Source organism: Lentzea chajnantorensis, assembly GCF_054300775.1.
The window spans coordinates 831,306-847,106 of the sequence record NZ_JBSDZT010000002.1 but is presented as its reverse complement, the minus strand read 5'-3'; the positions used below and the strand labels follow the sequence as shown (position 1 = coordinate 847,106).

16 protein-coding genes are annotated in these 15,801 nt (G+C 71.2%); 7 read left to right on the top strand and 9 right to left on the bottom strand.

The window, feature by feature from the left end; all coding sequences use genetic code 11:
- The first annotated feature begins 31 nt into the window (after positions 1-31).
- Positions 32-1,126: a DNA polymerase III subunit beta gene (gene dnaN / locus ACVDFE_RS04705; RefSeq protein WP_458429684.1), complete on the top strand. Its 1,095-nt coding sequence runs from the start codon at positions 32-34 to the stop codon at positions 1,124-1,126.
- A 639-nt stretch (positions 1,127-1,765) separates the two neighbouring features.
- Here the strand turns inward: dnaN and ACVDFE_RS04700 are convergent.
- From ACVDFE_RS04700 to ACVDFE_RS04690, 3 genes are all read right to left on the bottom strand, one after another.
- Positions 1,766-3,019: an MFS transporter gene (locus tag ACVDFE_RS04700; RefSeq protein ID WP_458429683.1), complete on the bottom strand. Its 1,254-nt coding sequence runs from the start codon at positions 3,017-3,019 to the stop codon at positions 1,766-1,768.
- A 339-nt stretch (positions 3,020-3,358) separates the two neighbouring features.
- A complete protein-coding gene (locus ACVDFE_RS04695; protein WP_030469453.1) occupies positions 3,359-4,033 on the bottom strand; it encodes a Crp/Fnr family transcriptional regulator in 675 nt (224 codons plus the stop codon).
- Positions 4,034-4,240: 207 nt separating this feature from the next.
- Positions 4,241-4,480 (bottom strand): hypothetical protein, encoded by a 240-nt coding sequence (locus ACVDFE_RS04690; protein WP_109630982.1) that lies wholly within the window; start codon positions 4,478-4,480, stop codon positions 4,241-4,243.
- Positions 4,481-4,616: 136 nt separating this feature from the next.
- On the opposite strand from ACVDFE_RS04690, the gene nth reads away from it, so the two are divergent.
- The 4 genes from nth to ACVDFE_RS04670 are packed head-to-tail and all read left to right on the top strand — an operon-like array spanning position 4,617 to position 7,770.
- A complete protein-coding gene (nth, locus tag ACVDFE_RS04685) occupies positions 4,617-5,324 on the top strand; it encodes an endonuclease III (RefSeq protein WP_360386595.1) in 708 nt (235 codons plus the stop codon).
- Positions 5,321-5,884 (top strand): TlpA family protein disulfide reductase, encoded by a 564-nt coding sequence (locus tag ACVDFE_RS04680; RefSeq protein ID WP_458429682.1) that lies wholly within the window; start codon positions 5,321-5,323, stop codon positions 5,882-5,884. The genes nth and ACVDFE_RS04680 overlap by 4 nt, the downstream gene beginning before the upstream one ends.
- Positions 5,881-6,567, top strand: a complete 687-nt coding sequence (locus tag ACVDFE_RS04675; protein ID WP_458429681.1) for an NUDIX hydrolase — start codon at positions 5,881-5,883, stop codon at positions 6,565-6,567. Before ACVDFE_RS04680 ends, ACVDFE_RS04675 begins: the two co-directional genes overlap by 4 nt.
- Positions 6,568-6,582: 15 nt before the next feature.
- Entirely contained in the window at positions 6,583-7,770 is a 1,188-nt protein-coding gene (locus ACVDFE_RS04670; protein ID WP_458429680.1) for a MarP family serine protease, read from the top strand.
- Here the strand turns inward: ACVDFE_RS04670 and ACVDFE_RS04665 are convergent.
- Positions 7,703-8,446, bottom strand: coding sequence for a TetR/AcrR family transcriptional regulator (locus ACVDFE_RS04665; protein WP_458429679.1), 744 nt, complete (start codon positions 8,444-8,446; stop codon positions 7,703-7,705). The genes ACVDFE_RS04670 and ACVDFE_RS04665 overlap by 68 nt on opposite strands.
- A 72-nt stretch (positions 8,447-8,518) precedes the next feature.
- On the opposite strand from ACVDFE_RS04665, the gene ACVDFE_RS04660 reads away from it, so the two are divergent.
- Complete coding sequence (locus ACVDFE_RS04660; protein ID WP_458429678.1) at positions 8,519-10,003, top strand: FAD-dependent oxidoreductase; 1,485 nt, start codon at positions 8,519-8,521, stop codon at positions 10,001-10,003.
- On the opposite strand, the gene ACVDFE_RS04655 is transcribed toward ACVDFE_RS04660, so the two are convergent.
- The 4 genes from ACVDFE_RS04655 to acs form a co-directional block, all read right to left on the bottom strand.
- Positions 9,975-10,892 carry an alpha/beta fold hydrolase gene (locus ACVDFE_RS04655; RefSeq protein WP_360386597.1) on the bottom strand — a complete coding sequence of 306 codons (918 nt, stop codon included), beginning with the start codon at positions 10,890-10,892 and terminating at the stop codon, positions 9,975-9,977. The genes ACVDFE_RS04660 and ACVDFE_RS04655 overlap by 29 nt on opposite strands.
- Positions 10,889-11,344 carry a phage holin family protein gene (locus ACVDFE_RS04650; RefSeq protein ID WP_360385098.1) on the bottom strand — a complete coding sequence of 152 codons (456 nt, stop codon included), beginning with the start codon at positions 11,342-11,344 and terminating at the stop codon, positions 10,889-10,891. The genes ACVDFE_RS04655 and ACVDFE_RS04650 overlap by 4 nt, the downstream gene beginning before the upstream one ends.
- Entirely contained in the window at positions 11,341-12,507 is a 1,167-nt protein-coding gene (gene nhaA / locus ACVDFE_RS04645) for a Na+/H+ antiporter NhaA (RefSeq protein ID WP_458429677.1), read from the bottom strand. The genes ACVDFE_RS04650 and nhaA overlap by 4 nt, the downstream gene beginning before the upstream one ends.
- A 132-nt stretch (positions 12,508-12,639) precedes the next feature.
- Entirely contained in the window at positions 12,640-14,622 is a 1,983-nt protein-coding gene (gene acs / locus ACVDFE_RS04640; RefSeq protein WP_458429676.1) for an acetate--CoA ligase, read from the bottom strand.
- Positions 14,623-14,879: 257 nt separating this feature from the next.
- Here acs and ACVDFE_RS04635 point away from each other — a divergent pair, with 257 nt between their 5' ends.
- Entirely contained in the window at positions 14,880-15,608 is a 729-nt protein-coding gene (locus ACVDFE_RS04635; RefSeq protein ID WP_360385104.1) for an oxidoreductase, read from the top strand.
- Here ACVDFE_RS04635 and ACVDFE_RS04630 read toward each other — a convergent pair.
- Positions 15,598-15,798 carry a kynureninase/PvdN C-terminal domain-containing protein gene (locus ACVDFE_RS04630; RefSeq protein WP_458429675.1) on the bottom strand — a complete coding sequence of 67 codons (201 nt, stop codon included), beginning with the start codon at positions 15,796-15,798 and terminating at the stop codon, positions 15,598-15,600. The genes ACVDFE_RS04635 and ACVDFE_RS04630 overlap by 11 nt on opposite strands.
- Positions 15,799-15,801 lie beyond the last annotated feature (3 nt).

Below are 15,801 nucleotides of genomic sequence, written 5' to 3'. Positions count from 1 at the left end.
ATTGTCAGGGGTGCTCGCTAACGTCCCTGCCATGGACCTCACCGCCACCACAGCCGAGCTCGCCGGCGCCGTCGCCGAGGTGGCGCGGCTGCTGCCCACCCGCGTGCTCGACCCCGTCCTCGCCGGTGTCCGGCTGCGGGCCTCCGCGACGGGGGTGGAGGTGGCGGGCAGCGACCACGAACACGCGGTGAGCCTGACGAAGCCCGCGTCCGCGCACACCGAGGGGGAGGTGCTGGTGCCCGCGAAGGCGCTCGCCGCCACCCTCCAGGCCCTCGACGAGCCGCAGGTCCGCCTGCGCGTCGAGGGTTCCCGGCTCGCGGTCCGCACCGGCCAGGCCCGCTTCGCCCTGCCGTTGCTCGACCTGCACGACCACCCCGGCATCCCGGCCCTGCCCCCGTTGCAGGGCACCGCGGCCGCCGAGCACCTGCGCGTCGTCGCCGCCGTGGCCGGTGCCGCCTCGAAGGACGACGCACTGCCGATCTTCACCGGCATCCGCGTCCAGTCCGACGCCGAGCACCTGCACGTCATGGCCACCGACCGCTACCGCATGGCCTACGCCAAGCTCCCGTGGCAGTCCGCCGGCTCCGTCGACGTCCTGGTCCCCGCCAAGGCCCTCGCCGAAGCCACCCGCCAGGCGGAGGGCCCCGTCGCCCTGCACGCCGACGCGGACCGCATCGGCCTCGCCTGGCACCACAACTCCCTCTCCACCGCACTCCTGGCCGCCCCGTTCCCGGACGACCGAGCGCGCCGACTCCTGGAGACCACCATCGACAGCACCGTCCTGGTCGACGCCGACGCCCTGTCCCGCGCCGTGCGCCGCGCCACCCCCTACGGCGGCCCCCACCAGGCCGTCACCATCCAGGTCGAGGACAGCGAGCTGCGCGTCAAGAGCAGCGACCCGACCTCCGGCGAGGCCGAGGAGTTCGTCAAGGCCACCGTCGAGGGCGACCGCCTCACCAAGACCTTCCAGGCCCGCTACCTCGCCGACGCCCTGAAGGCCTTCGCGGGCCGCCGCATCGAACTCCGCATCCAGGACGGCCTCCGCTCCACCGTCCTGACCTCCCCGCCCGGCGAGGACGGCGTGGAGCTCACCTACCTGGTCGTTCCGATGCGCTCGGTGGCCTGACGGCGCCGTCAGGCCACCGAGCGCAGGGGCTTGAGCGTGGGGTCTGAGCGCGGGGTCTGAGCGCGGGGCGTGAGCGCGGGCACGGGGGCGCGAGCGCGGGGGCGTGGAGGCGCGGGCGTAGGGGCAGGGCACGACGAGCCTGGCCCGTTGGCGGTCGTGCGACGCTGCGGGCCTGCAGTCCAGGGTCGGCGCCACTCAGCGCGTCCCAGGACGCGCTCTGCTCGTCCTGGGACGCGGCGCGCTCGCCCTGGAGTGCGGCCTGCCCACCCTCGGTGGCGGCCCGCCCGCCCCCTTCCCGCCCTGCCCCGCCTCGCTCGGCCCGCTCCGCCCGCCCGTCCCCGGCCTGGCCTGCCCGCCCCCTTCTCGCTCTGCCCCGCCCTTGCCCCGCCTCGCTCGGCCCGCTCCGGCCCGCCCGTCCCCGGCCTGGCCCGCCCGTCCCGGGCCGTCCCCGTCCCTGGGCCGTCCCCGGCCTCGGCCTGCCCTGCCCCCCACGGCCCTGCCCGCCCCCGCGCGGCAGGCCCGCACCCTCACCCGGCCACCATCCGTCCCAACACCCCCCGAAATGCCGAAAGGCACGCCGTCCCCGGCGTGCCTCTCAACCACAACCTCCGGCCCCCACTCCGGGGACCCGTCCACCCCTCAGCGGGCCACGAGCTCCATTTCCGACCGCGCCGGCAGCGCATCCCCGGCCGGAACCCCGCGCCGCACGGTCTCGCGCAGCGCCCACACGGCCGCGGCGATCAGCAGACCGGCCACGCCGGAAGCGAGGAACGCGGGCCGCGTGCCGAAGTGCTCGATCAGCTGACCGGACAGGCCCTGTCCGATGGCGAGGCCGACGGTCACCGAGGTGATCACCCAGCCGAACGCCTCCGCGGCCATGCCGTTGGGCGTGACCTGCTCGATCGCGGCGGAGTGCGCGGTCGACTGGGGCGTGATCAGGGTGCCGACCACGAACAGCGCCAGGCCCAGCCCCACCAGCGACGCGGGGATCGCGAGCAGCAGCGACAGCAGGCCGAAGCCGCCGAGCAGCACCGGCAGCCGCAGGTGCATCGGGCGCGGCCACGGGCGCATGCCGTAGAGCACGCCGAAGATCACCGAGCTGATCGACCACAGCGACAGCATCAGGCCGCCCATCGCGGCGTGGCCCGTCGCCTTCGCGAAGGCCGGCACCGCCACCTCGACGAAACCGATGGTCACGCCGAAGCCGAGCGCGGCCAGTGCCACCGTGCGCATGCCGGGGTAGGCGAACGCACCGAGCAGCGGCCGCGGGGCCTGGACGACCGGGCCCCACTCGCGCACGACCGGGTTGGTCGCGAACCACAGGGCGCCGACGACCATCAGCACCGAGCCGACGACCACGCCGGTGCCCGCCCACGGCGCCGCCAGCAGCAGGCCCGCGAGACCCGGTCCGAGGATGAAGAAGACCTCCATCGAGATGGCCTCGTAGGCGTAGCCCGCCATCCGCGTCGGGCCGGCGGGGACCATCCGCTCCCACAGCGCCCGCGACGCCGAGCCCACCATCGGCTCGGTCGCGCCGACGCCGAGGGCCAGCGGGACCAGCAGGAGCACCGGCAGGCCGGCCTCGACAGCGATCACGGAGGCGGTCACGAAGAGGGTGAAGAGCGCGGTCACGGTCATCAGCGGGCGGGTGGGACCGAAGCGGTCCATCAACCGGCCCTGCACGACCGAGCCCATCGCCACGCCCACCAGCGCCGCCGCCGACACCAGACCGGCGACCGCGAACGAACCCGTGGCGCGCTCCACGTAGAGCAGCAGCGAGAGCCCGACCATCGCGATGGGGAGGCGGGCGAGCAGGGACGCGACCACGGGGCCGCGCATGCCGGGGGTCGTCAGGGCAGCACGATAGTCGGACAGGCGGGCGGAGTGGGACATGTGTACCAGTATGACAAAGGTGGTACGGAAGTACCAGTTTGGGTGCGCGGTGTCACCACGGTTGCGGTTCGGTCACAGGAATGGGATGACCGGGTGAAAGATGCAGCCAAAACCACCCGAACGAGGTCCCTGAGGGTGAAAAGGCTTGAGTCCCACGGTAGGGGCCGTGCGAAAGTTGACTCGTCGATCGAAAGACCAACCTCCGGCCTGAGGGTCGGGGCCTGCGCGCCGGAGGGTGGGAAGGCACGGTTCGTCGGGGGATGGGCCGTGCAGCACAAAGGACCGGTGCGCCACGTCGGGGGTGGCGCCCGGTCCTTTGTCCGTCGAACTGCTGAAGTCCTAGCGTGCGCGGCGCGCCAGGCGCTCCGGGTCCAGGATCAGCACGCTCTTGCCCTCCAGCCGCAGCCACCCGCGGTGCGCGAAGTCGGCCAGGGCCTTGTTCACGGTCTCGCGGGACGCGCCGACGAACTGGGCGATCTCCTCCTGCGTCAGGTCGTGCGTGACGCGGAGCAGACCGGCCTCCTGCGAGCCGAAGCGCTGCGCGAGCTGCAGCAACGCCTTGGCGACGCGGCCGGGCACGTCCGTGAAGATCAGGTCGGCCAGCATCGAGTTCGTCCTGCGCAGCCTGCGGGCCAGTGCCCTCAGCAGCTGCTCGGCGATCTCCGGCCGGTTGGTGATCCACTGACGGAGCGCGGGGCGGTCCATGGACACCGCGCGCACCTCGGTCACCGTCGTCGCGGTCGACGTGCGGGGGCCGGGGTCGAAAATGGACAGTTCACCGAACATGTCGGAGGGCCCGAAGATCCCCAACAGGTTCTCGCGGCCGTCCGGCGACTTGCGGCCGATCTTCACCTTGCCGGACTGGATGATGTACAGGCGGTCGCCCGGCTCACCCTCCGCGAAGATCACATGGCCACGCGGGAACTCCACCGTCTCCAGGGTCTGCGCCAGCGCCTCTGCGGCTGCCGGGTCAACTCCCTGGAAGATGCCCGCTCGCGCCAGGGTCTCGTCCACCTCGTCCCTCCTAATCGACGCGACGGCACGCCTACCACCATCTTTGGTGGAGTCAGCGCCGTGCCGCCGATCACTGCGTTGCAGTCTAAGGGCTGTGTAGTGGATCGCCGTTCGGCTCGCCGTCTCGCTGGGAACAACTCGACTGACTCGATCCAGAGCCCAACGAACCAGTCTACGCCATTCGGGTGCCTGGCCGGCACCCGCCCGCTAGCGGACGCGCTTGCGCACGCTGCCGCGACCGCGGCGGCGCAGGCGGAACAGCTCCAGCGCGCGACCGATGCCGTGTCCGTAGAGCGCCTTGACCTCGTCGGGCCGGGCGGACTCCAGGAACTCCTCGACCTCGTTCTCCTGCACGGCCACGTGCCGGAGCTTCGCTTCCACGCGCTCCATGAAGAGCGCGAAGAACATGATCACGATCGGGACGACGATCACAAACCAGGCAGTCATGATGCTCCGCAGTCTGGCGCATGGGGGATTCGAGCACGGATCTAGGGGGTGGTCGCGGCGTGTTGACTACTCTGGATCAGTGCCCGCAACCAAGAAACCGGAAACCAAACTCGGCCTGACCCGCAGGGCCCGCCGGATGGTGCGCACGCTTGCCGAGGGATATCCCGACGCCCACTGCGAGCTGGACTTCACCACGCCGCTCGAACTGGTCGTGGCAGTCGTGCTGTCCGCGCAGTGCACCGACAAGAAGGTCAACGAGGTCACTCCCGCGCTCTTCGCGAAGTACCCGACGGCCGCCGACTACGCCGGAGCCGACCGGGTGGAACTCGAGGAGATGATCCGCCCCACCGGCTTCTACCGGAACAAGGCGTCATCCCTCCTGGGTCTCGGTGCCGCTCTCGTGGAGCAGCACGACGGTGTGGTTCCCGGCAGCATGGAGGAGCTGGTCAAGCTCCCCGGTGTAGGACGCAAGACGGCCAACGTGGTTCTCGGCAACGCCTTCGATGTGCCGGGGCTCACAGTCGACACCCACTTCGGCCGGCTCGTGCGCCGCTGGGGGTGGACCGAGGAGGAGGACGCGGTCAAGGTCGAGTACGCGATCGGTGAGCTGATCGAGAAGCGCGACTGGACCATGGCCTCGCACTGGATCGTCTTCCACGGCCGCCGCGTGTGCCACGCCAAGACCCCCGCGTGCGGGGCCTGCCTGCTGATGAAGGACTGCCCGTCGTACGGCCTGGGTCCCGAGGACCCGGTGAAGGCCGCGAAGCTCGTGAAGGGCGACGAGAAGCCGCACCTGGTCGAGCTCGCCGAGCGGGTGCGAGCCGGTGAGAAGCTGGTGGGGTGAACAACCGCACCCGCTGGCTGGTCCTCGTGCTCGTCCTCGGCGTCGCCGGGGTCGTCGCGCTGTGGCCGCGCGATGACGCGCGGGAGCAGCCCGCCCGGTCGAACCGCCCGCCGCAGGACGTGGTGGCGTTGCGCGCGCAGGCCCAGCTGCGGCCGTGCGTGCCGGGCGGTGCGGGCGGCGTCAGCGTGACGTGCCTCGGTGACGGCACCCGGACGGACCTCGCGCTCAAGGGCCCGCTCCTGATCAACTTCTGGGCGACCTGGTGCCAGCCGTGCCAGAAGGAGCTTCCGGTGCTGGACGCCTACGCGGAGCAACCGAACGCCGTCCCGGTCGTCCCAGTTCTCGTGGAGAGCACCGAGGCCGACGGCCTGGAGCTGCTCGCCAAGCTGGGCGTGCGGCTGCCGTCGGTCCACGACGGGGCGGACGAGCTGCGCAAGCGGGTGAAGGCGCCGATCACGTTGCCGGCCACGTATTACATATCAGCGGACGGCGCGGTCCGGTTGATCACGGACCCGCCGGTGTTCACGGCGCCGGAACAGGTGGAGAAGGCGGTGCGATGAGCGAGGCGACCGAGCTGGGAGCAACCGGGCTGGGAGCGACCGAGCTGCCGGACTGGATGCAGCGGCTCGTCAAGGCGACCGAGGAGATCGACGCCACGGCGTTCACCCGGATCAAGCCCCCCGCGTCCGGCGGCAGGCCCGCGGCGGTGCTCATGCTCTTCGGCGACAACGCCGACCACGGCCCGGACGTCCTGCTGCTGCGCCGCTCGGACACGCTGGGCTCCCACCCCGGTCAGGTCGCGTTCCCCGGCGGGGCCGCCGACCCGACCGACGACGGACCCGTGGGCACCGCATTACGCGAGGCTTACGAGGAGACAGGTGTACTTGGGACAGGAGTGAGACCACTGGTCGTGATGCCGGAGCTGTACGTGCCGGTGTCCGGTTTCGTGGTCACCCCCGTGCTCGCCTACTGGGAACAGCCGAGCCCCGTCGCCCCCGTCGACCCGGCCGAGACCGCCGCCGTCGCACGGGTGCCGGTCGCACACCTCGCCGACCCTGCCAACAGGTTCCGGGTGCGCCACCCCGCGGGCTACGTCGGAGCGGCCTTCTCCGCGCCGGGCATGCTGGTGTGGGGCTTCACCGCGGGACTGCTGAACGGCCTGATCGCACTCGGTGGCTGGGAACAGCCGTGGGATGCGACCGATGTGCGCGACCTTGAACTAGCGTTGCGCGCTACACAGTGAGGCGGAGGTAGTCGGTTGAACTGGGTTGACCTGCTCGTGCTGGGCCTTGCCGCGATCGCCGCGGTGTCAGGGGCCAGGCAGGGCATGGTCGTCGCGCTGCCCGCGTTCGTCGGTGTGCTCGTCGGCCTGATCCTCGGCACCCAGATCGCACCGATGCTCGTGTCCCAGTTCGAGAACGTGGTGACCAAGGTCGTCTTCGCGGTGGGCATCGTCGTCCTGCTGGTGGCGCTCGGCGAGACGATCGGCGTCTACATCGGCCGGACGATCAAGGCGCGGGTCAACGCCTCCCCGTTGCGCGGCGCGGACAACGCGCTGGGCGCCATCGTGCAGGGCATCGTCGTCTTCGTCGTGGCCTGGATGATCGCCCTGCCGCTGACCTCGGTCGCGGGCCTGCCCGACCTGACCGCGTCGCTGCGCAACTCGGTGATCCTCGGCAAGGTCAACGAGACCATGCCGCAGGCCGCCCGCGTGCTGTCCGACGACCTGCAGAAGCTGTTCGACGTCTCCGGCTTCCCGCAGGCGATGGACCCGTTCAACCGCACCCCGCTGAAGGACGTCAGCCCACCCGACCAGGCGCTGGCGAGCTTCCCGGTGGTGAACCGGCTGAAGTCCTCGGTGCTGAAGGTCCGCGGCCGTGCCCCGTCCTGCTCCCGCGCGCTGGAGGGCACCGGTTTCGTGATCGCCCCCGAGCGCGTCATGACCAACGCCCACGTCGTCGCCGGCACCAACGAGGTGACCGTCGAGGTCGGCCGCGGCCAGTTCGACGCCACCGTCGTCCTCTACGACCCCAAGGTCGACGTCGCCATCCTCGCGGTCCCCGACCTGGAGGCCGCGCCGCTGCAGTTCCGCTCCGACGAGGTGCAGGCCGGTGAGGACGGCATCGTGCTGGGCTACCCCCTCGACGGCCCCTACCTCGCCAAGTCCGCCCGCGTCCGCGAACGCATCCCGCTGCTGCGCGGCCCGGACATCTACGACGCGCAGACCGTGACCCGCGACGTCTACACCGTCCGCGCCGAGGTCCGCTCCGGCAACTCCGGCGGCCCCCTGGTCGACCCGAACGGCCGGGTGATGGGCGTGGTGTTCGGCGCGGCGGTCGACGACCCGGAGACCGGGTTCGTGCTCACGGCGCAGCAGGTCAAGGAAATTGTGCAGAAGGCTCCGACGCTGACCCGGCGGGCCTCCACGCAAGGTTGTGCCTCGTAGCGATCCCGTCGAGCACGTAGCCGAGGCCGATCTCGAACCTGTGCGCGGGATCGGTGTCACTCGACTCGTGCATGACCCTGGCGAGCGTCGGGAACCGGCCGGTGGCGAGCATCCGCTGCATGTAGGGGCCGGACGCGCGCTGCCACTGCTCCTCGGTCATGCCGCTGGACCGTTCCGCGCGCAGTTCGGTGATCTCGCCGCGGACGGCCCCGAAGACGTACGCCATCACCGCGCCGACCGCGCCGAGCACCTGGTCGATGTCGTCGAACCGGACCGTGGCGAGCGTGGTCTCCAGGTGTGTGAGCGCGTTCGGGCCCTGGTGCGGGCGGTTGCTCAGCAGGTCGATGAACCACTCGTGCCGCTTCGTCGCGTCCCGGATGCCGTGCGCGACGTGCCGCAGCCCCTCGCGCCAGCCGGCCGATGACGGCGGCGGCGTGATCTCGCCGTAGACCTCGTCGACCATGAGGTCGAGCAGCTCGTCCTTGGTCTCCACGTAGCCGTACAGGCGCATCGGGCCGGCGTTGAGGGCGGCGGCGACCTTGCGGAACGACACCTCGTCGAGCCCGCCCGCGTCGGCGAGCCTGATCGCGGCGCTCACGATCAGGTCCCTGCTCAACGGGGTCGGCGACGGCTTGCCGGGCGGCTCCGGCCGCTCCCACACGGGTTCGTTCGACATCGGACTGGACAATACAGCGTCTCTTGCCGATACAGTGTATTGACAGATACGGCGTATCGGAGGGTGGGTGTGATGAGGACGCAGGTCGTGGTGGTCGGGGGCGGGCTGGCGGGTACCTCGGCCGCGTTGTTCCTGGCGTGGCGCGGGGTGGACGTGGTGCTCGTCGAGAAGCACCCCGGCAGCTCACCGCACCCGCGGGCGGTCGGTTTCAACGCGCGGGTCGGTGAGCTGCTGCGGGCGGTCGGCATGGGGGACGAGCTGCCGCGCAGCCGGATGACCAGGGGTTTCGGCGTGCGGCGGGTGCGGGCGGAGAGCCTGGTCGGGAAGAAGTACGACGAGACGTTCTGGACGCCACCGGCTCAGCTCACGGACGTCGAGCACTCGCCGGTCAGGGGCGTCGGCGCGGCGCAGGACGTGATGGAGCCGATCCTGCGCGACAAGGCCCGCGAGTTCGGCGCGGACATCCGGATGAGCACCCGGATGCTGGAGTTCTCCCAGGACGACGACGGCGTCACGGCGGTCGTGCAGGGTGACGGGGAGCCGTACGAGATCCGCGCCGACTACCTCGTCGCGGCCGACGGCCACCGCAGCCCGATCCGCGAACAGCTCGGCATCACCCGCACCGGTCGCGGATACATGCACACGTCCCGCAGCGTGCTGTTCCGCGCACCGCTGGACGAGTACCTGAAGGACGGCATCGGCCAGTTCGTGATCGACGACGTCGGCTTCCTCACGACCTACGGCGACGGCCGCTGGGTGCTGATGCTCGACGACCGCGAGTACACCGAGCCGGAGCTGCGGCAGAAGGTCTTCCAGGCCATCGGCCGCGACGACCTCGACGTCGAGGTCATCACCACCGGCCGGTGGACCATCAGCGCGAACGTCGCCGACCGGTTCAGCCGGGGCAGGGTCTTCCTCGCCGGCGACGCCGCGCACACGTTGCCGCCCAGCCGCGGCGGGTTCGGGGCGAACGTCGGCATCGAGGACGCGCACAACCTCGCCTGGAAGCTCGCCGCCGTGCTGGACGGCACGTCACGACCGTCCCTGCTGGACACCTACGACGCGGAACGGCGGCCCGTCGCGACCCTGTGCCACCAGCAGATCTTCGCGCGCAACGACGGCCACAACCGCGGCGGTGAACCGGAGGACGCGCCGCTGTACGACAACGACGCCATGCACTTCGGCGTGCTCTACCGCTCCGCGGCGGTGCTCGGGGCGGGCGAGGAACTGCCGCCGGCCCGGCTCCCCGAGCAGTGGAACGGCCAGCCCGGCACGCGCGCCCCGCACCTGTGGATCGAGCCGGGGAAGTCCACGTTGGACCTGTTCCAACGCGGCTGGGTGCTGGTGGCGAACGACCCGCTGTGGGCGGACGCGGCCGAACCGCTGGGCGTGCGGTACGAACCCGTCGAGGCGCTCGACGCGTTCGGGCTGTCCGGCAAGGGCGCGTCGCTCGTCCGCCCGGACGGCTACATCGCCTGGCGCGCGACCGAGCTGCCGGACGACCCGGCGGCGGAGCTGGCGGCGGCGTTCAGGACGACCTCTGCAGGAACTCGGTGAGCAGGCGGCTCGTGGTGTGCGGCGCCTCCTGGTTCGGGAAGTGCCCCACCTCGGGCAGCGAGCGGAACTCCGAGCCGGGACCGAGCCACGGCAGGGACGCGCGGGCTGTGGACTCCAGCACCACCGCGTCCAGCTCGCCGTGGATCTGGAGCACCGGCACCGGCAACGGCTTGTCGACCGCCTCGGCGAAGCGGCGGCCGTCGCCGCGCAGCTGGGACCGCACGGCCCAGCGGTAGTACTCCATCGCGCTGTGCGCCACGCCCTGCACGAGCATCGCCTGCCGGCAGCGGCGGACGACCTCGTCGAACTCCGGTGCCGACCGGTACTTCGGGCCCGACCACGCCGACAGCAGCTTGGCCACCTGCAGGCCGTTCTCCCTGGTCAGCAGGCGTTCCGGGTAGAGCGGGAGCTGGAACTGCAGCACGTGCCGGTTCAGCCGGCCCGGTCGGCGGAACGTGCGGCGCAACGCCAGCGGGTGCGGGGCCGACAGCGCGGACACCGACGACACCAGCCGCGGGTGCATGGCGCCGGCCGTCCACGCCAGCAGGCCGCCCCACGCGTGACCCACCAGGTGCGCGCGGGGGGCGCCGAGCGCCTTGACCAGACCCGCGATGTCACCCGCGAGGGTGAACCCGTCGTACCCGCGCGGGGGTTTGTCCGAGTCGCCGTAGCCGCGCAGGTCGACGGCCACGGCGCGGTAGCCGGCCTCGGCGAGCGCGGTCAGCTGGTGCCGCCACGACCACCAGAACTCGGGGAACCCGTGCAGCAGCAGCACGAGGGGTCCCTCGCCGAGCTCGGCGACGTGCAGGCGGATGCCGTTGGCCGAGACGTCGCGGTGCGTCCACGGCCCCGCGACCCGCACCACCGACGGGTCGGGTTTGCGGCTCAGTTGTCGTCGCCCCTGCCGTGAGAGTCACGGTTGCGCAGTGCGGCCACGGTGTCCTTGGCCGCCGCGATCGACCGCTCCGGCGCCCTGATCTTGCGGACCTTCCGGTAGCCGAGGAACGCGAACAGCCCCGCGGTGACGAGCATCAGCAGGAAGGTCAGCCCGAAGCCGGCCCAGGCGTACCAGCCGAACCACTCGGTGAACCCGAAGCCGAGCGCCATGAACAAGAAGAACAGGCTGAACAGCAGCACCGTCAGCGCGACGATGAAGAAAACACTGCCCCTGAGCGCCTTCTTGACCTCGGCGGCGAGCTCGCCCTTCGCGAGCTCGACCTCTGCTCTGACCAAAGTCGACACGTGCGCGGTCGCGTCGCGGACCAGGCCGCCGATCGAGGCCTCGGCCGCGGGGTCGTCAGCGGTCAGCGGAATCGACGCGATGTGCTCCCTGGTGGTCACCCGGACATGGTGCCATGCGCCCGGCTCCGGCGAATGAGCAACACCGCCGCGAGCAGCGACGCGATCATCGAGGCGAGCAGGACGGCGGCCTTCGCGGTCTCCGGTTCCGGCAGCGACAGCTCCGCGATCAGCAGGCTGACGGTGAACCCGACCCCGCCCAGCGTCGCCACCGCCACGATGTCGCGCGGCCCCGCCCCGGCCGGCCAGACCGCCGCCTTGAACCACACCGCGAGCGCCGACGCCCCCACGATCCCGATCACCTTGCCGACGACGAGCCCGACCACCACACCGATCGCGATCTTGTCCTCGAAGAGCTTGCCGAACGCCTCCGCGCCGACCGGCACACCCGCCGCGAACAGCGCGAACACCGGTACCGCCACGCCCGCCGACCACGGCTGCAACCGGTGTTCGAGGCGCACGGCCGGCGCGTGCTGCTCGTACGGGTCGCGCTTGACCCGCGTCAGCAGCGCGAGCGAGACACCGGCGATCGTGGCGTGGATGCCCGACTCGTGCATGAACCACCAGGTGGCCAGCGCGATCGGCACGTACAGCAACGGCGTGGTGATCCTCTTGTGCTGGAGGAACCAGTACAGCGCCAGCAGCGCCACCACGGCACCCGCCGCCAGCAGGTTGAACTGCGCCGTGAACAGGACCGCGATCACCACGATCGCGCCCAGGTCGTCGACCACCGCGAGCGAGAGCAGGAAGACCCGCAGGCTCGACGGCAGTCCCGACGCCGTCAGCGCGAGCACCCCGAGCGCGAACGCGATGTCCGTCGCCACCGGGATCGCCCACGCCTTCTCGATCCCCGGCTGCCCCCACCCGATCGACAACGCGATCAGCGCCGGCACGACCATGCCGCCGACCGCCGCGATGATCGGCAGGGCCGCGGCCTTGATGTTCGAGAGCTCGCCGACGACGAGCTCGCGCTTGAGCTCAAGGCCGGCCACGAAGAAGAAGATGGCCAGCAGACCGTCCTTGGCCCAGTCGCCGACGGACAACGGCCCGAGGTGCAGGTCGCGCAGCCCGAAGTAGGCGGGTGCCCACGGCGAGTTGGCCCACAGCAGGGCGATCGCGGTGGCGCCGAGCAGAACGGTGCCACCGACGGTCTCGGTGCGGAGGTAACGGGCGAACTCGGCGACGACGGCCTTCTTGCGCGACACGGGGCTCCCAGGGCGGTCTGCGGGCACGACAAATCCTCGTGCCGACCAGACTTCCCGGCTCACCCTGCCGCAACCTTAACGCGAACGGGCGTCCCCCGAAGAGGACGCCCGTCACGTTTGCGCAGATCAGTATCAGTCCTCCGACTTGCCCGACTGCAGGCCCGCCGAGATCAGGTCCATCACCGACGAGTCCGCGAGCGTCGTCACGTCGCCGACCGCGCGGTTCTCCGCCACGTCGCGCAGCAGGCGGCGCATGATCTTGCCCGAGCGCGTCTTCGGCAGCTCCGGCACGACCATGATCTGCCGCGGCTTCGCGATCGGGCCGATCTCCTTGGCCACGTGGTCGCGCAGCGCCTTGATCGCCTCCGCGCCACCGGCGTCGGCACCCGCGCCACCGCGCAGGATCACGAACGCCACGATGCCCTGGCCGGTCGTGTCGTCGGACGCGCCGACGACCGCGGCCTCGGCGACGGTCGGGTGCGACACGAGCGCCGACTCGACCTCGGTGGTCGAGATGCGGTGGCCCGACACGTTCATCACGTCGTCGACGCGGCCGAGCAGCCACAGGTCGCCGTCGGCGTCGTACTTGGCGCCGTCACCGGCGAAGTAGTAGCCCTGGTCCTTGAAGCGCGACCAGTACGTGTCGCGGTAGCGCTCGTCGTCGCCCCAGATGCCGCGCAGCATCGACGGCCACGGCTCGTCGAGCACCAGGTAGCCACCGCCGCCGTGCTCGACCTCGACACCCTCGTCGTTGACGACCTTCGCGCCGATGCCGGGCAGCGGGCGCTGCGCGGAACCGGGCTTGGTCGCGACGACACCGGGCAGCGGCGAGATCATGATCGCGCCGGTCTCGGTCTGCCACCACGTGTCCACGATCGGCGCCTTGCCGCCACCGACGTTCTCGCGGTACCACATCCACGCCTCGGGGTTGATCGGCTCGCCGACCGAGCCCAGCACCCGCAGCGACGACAGGTCGTACCTGGCCGGGATGTCCGCGCCCCACTTCATGAAGGTGCGGATCAGCGTCGGCGCCGTGTAGTAGATGGAGACGCCGTACTTCTGCACGATGTCCCAGTGCCGGCCCTCGTCCGGGGTGTTCGGCGTGCCCTCGTAGACGACCTGCGTCACGCGGTTCGACAGCGGTCCGTAGACGATGTAGCTGTGGCCGGTGACCCAGCCGATGTCCGCGGTGCACCAGTAGACGTCGGTGTCCGGCTTGAGGTCGAACACGTTGTGGTGCGTGTACGACGCCTGCGTGAGGTAGCCGCCGGACGTGTGCAGGATGCCCTTCGGCTTCCCCGTGGTGCCCGAGGTGTAGAGGATGAAGAGCGGGTGCTCGGAGTCGAACGCCTCCGGGGTGTGCTGGTCGGACTGCGCGTCCACCAGCTCGTGCCACCACACGTCCCTGTCGGTCCACACGACCTCGGTGTCGGTGCGCTTGACGACGACGACCTTCTCCACCGACGGCGCGCCCGCGACGGCCTCGTCGACGGCCGGCTTGAGCGGGGCCGGGTTGCCGCGGCGGTACTGGCCGTCGGTCGTGATGACGAGCCGGGCCTCGGAGTCCTGGATGCGGGTGCGCAGCGCCTCGGCGGAGAAGCCGCCGAACACGACGTTGTGCAACGCGCCGACGCGGGCGCAGGCGAGCATCGCGAAGATCGCCTCGGGGATCATCGGCATGTAGATCGCGACGCGGTCCTGCGCGCCGATGCCCAGCGAGGTCAACGCGTTCGCGGCCTTGGAGACCTCGCGCTGCAGCTCGTCGTAGGTGATGGTGCGGGAGTCGCCGGGCTCGCCCTCCCAGTGGATCGCGACCTGCTCGCCGTGGCCGGACTCGACGTGGCGGTCGACGCAGTTGTAGGCGACGTTGAGCTTGCCGCCCACGAACCACTTCGCGAACGGCGCGTCCGACCAGTCGAGCACCTGGTCCCACCTCGTGTCCCAGTGCAGCCGTTCCGCCTGCTTCGCCCAGAACGCCTCGCGGTCGGCCTTCGCCTCCTCGTACAGCGCGGGCTGTGCGTTCGCCTGTGCCGCGAACTCGTCGGAAGGCGGGAACGTCCTGCTCTCCGTGAGCAGGTTGTCCAGGGCGTTGCCCTGGCCTGGCGACTGCGTCATGGTGCGAGACCTCCTGGAAAGTCCAGACCTGTTCGGGATGCGGGTACTGACCGTAGTGCGAGCCAGCTCACTCCAACAGGCTCCTCCCCTGAAAGGTTCAGACCAATCTTGGGAGGTTGGTTACACGGCTGTCACTGTGTAACCCGTTTTGTCTGGTCCAGGCACGTGTGGCGCGTTGAACGGGCGAAGTTGCGCGCTCAACGGTCGCCCAGTGAGCTGGGTCACGCGTTTCACCTGGTCAGGTACTCTGCGCGACCGTGACCGATCCCCTCGCCCCGCTGCTTTCCCTTCCCGGTGTCGCAGACGCCGCGAACGCGGCCAAGGACGCCGTTTTCCAGGTGCACCGCCATCGGGTGAACCTGCGCGGCTGGGCCACGACCGCGGCCGAGGCGTCCGTCCGCGCGGCACGGGCGTCGGCGGCGCTGGAGGGCGGCCCGACCGAGATCCCGGAGTCCGGCGAGGTCTCCGACCCGGTGCTCGCGGGCTCGCTGCGGATCGCGGAGGCGCTCGGCGGCCTGGTCGCCGTCTGGCAGCGCGCACCGCTGCAGGCGCTGGCGCGGCTGCACGTCCTCGCCGCGGCGGACCTGACCCCGGAGGTCGGCCGGCCGCGCGTCGCACAGGACGTGTCGCAGCGGCTCGACCTGCTCGGCTCGCTCGTCACCGGCGGCACCTCGGTGCCCGCGCCCGTGCTCGTCGCGGTCGTGCACGGCGAACTGCTCGGCCTGGCCCCGTTCGACGTCGCGAACGGCGTGGTGGCCCGCGCCGCCGCCCGGCTGACGTCGATCTCCACCGGCCTCGACCCCAAGGGCCTCGGCGTGCCGGAGGTGGCGTGCCTGCGCCGGTCGGCGGAGTACGAGGCGGCGTCCGTGGCGTTCGCGTCGGGCGAACTGGAAGGCCTGGCGCAGTGGATCCTGTTCGTGTGCTCGTCGCTGGAGGCGGGCGCCCGCGAGGCCAGGAGCATCGCGGACGCCGCGCTCACCGGATGACGTCGGCCAGGACCTCGGCGGCCCGCACCGCGTCCTCGTCGGTCACGTAGAGCGGCGCGAACCCGAACCGCAGGACGTCCGGCGGCCGGTGGTCGCCGATGACACCTCGCGCGATCAGCTCGTCCATCACGGCCTTGGCGTCCGGGCAGCGCACGGAGATCTGGTTGCCGCGCCGCTCCGGCGTGATCACCTC

Excerpts from the sequence above, each read along its gene's own strand:
- dnaN (WP_458429684.1), top strand. The coding sequence starts at position 32 with ATGGACCTCACCGCCACCACAGCCGAGCTCGCCGGCGCCGTCGCCGAG.
- ACVDFE_RS04700 (WP_458429683.1), bottom strand. The coding sequence starts at position 3,019 with ATGTCCCACTCCGCCCGCCTGTCCGACTATCGTGCTGCCCTGACGACC.
- ACVDFE_RS04660 (WP_458429678.1), top strand. The coding sequence starts at position 8,519 with ATGAGGACGCAGGTCGTGGTGGTCGGGGGCGGGCTGGCGGGTACCTCG.
- ACVDFE_RS04690 (WP_109630982.1), bottom strand. The coding sequence starts at position 4,480 with ATGACTGCCTGGTTTGTGATCGTCGTCCCGATCGTGATCATGTTCTTC.
- nth (WP_360386595.1), top strand. The coding sequence starts at position 4,617 with ATGGTGCGCACGCTTGCCGAGGGATATCCCGACGCCCACTGCGAGCTG.
- ACVDFE_RS04675 (WP_458429681.1), top strand. The coding sequence starts at position 5,881 with ATGAGCGAGGCGACCGAGCTGGGAGCAACCGGGCTGGGAGCGACCGAG.
- ACVDFE_RS04665 (WP_458429679.1), bottom strand. The coding sequence starts at position 8,446 with ATGTCGAACGAACCCGTGTGGGAGCGGCCGGAGCCGCCCGGCAAGCCG.
- acs (WP_458429676.1), bottom strand. The coding sequence starts at position 14,622 with ATGACGCAGTCGCCAGGCCAGGGCAACGCCCTGGACAACCTGCTCACG.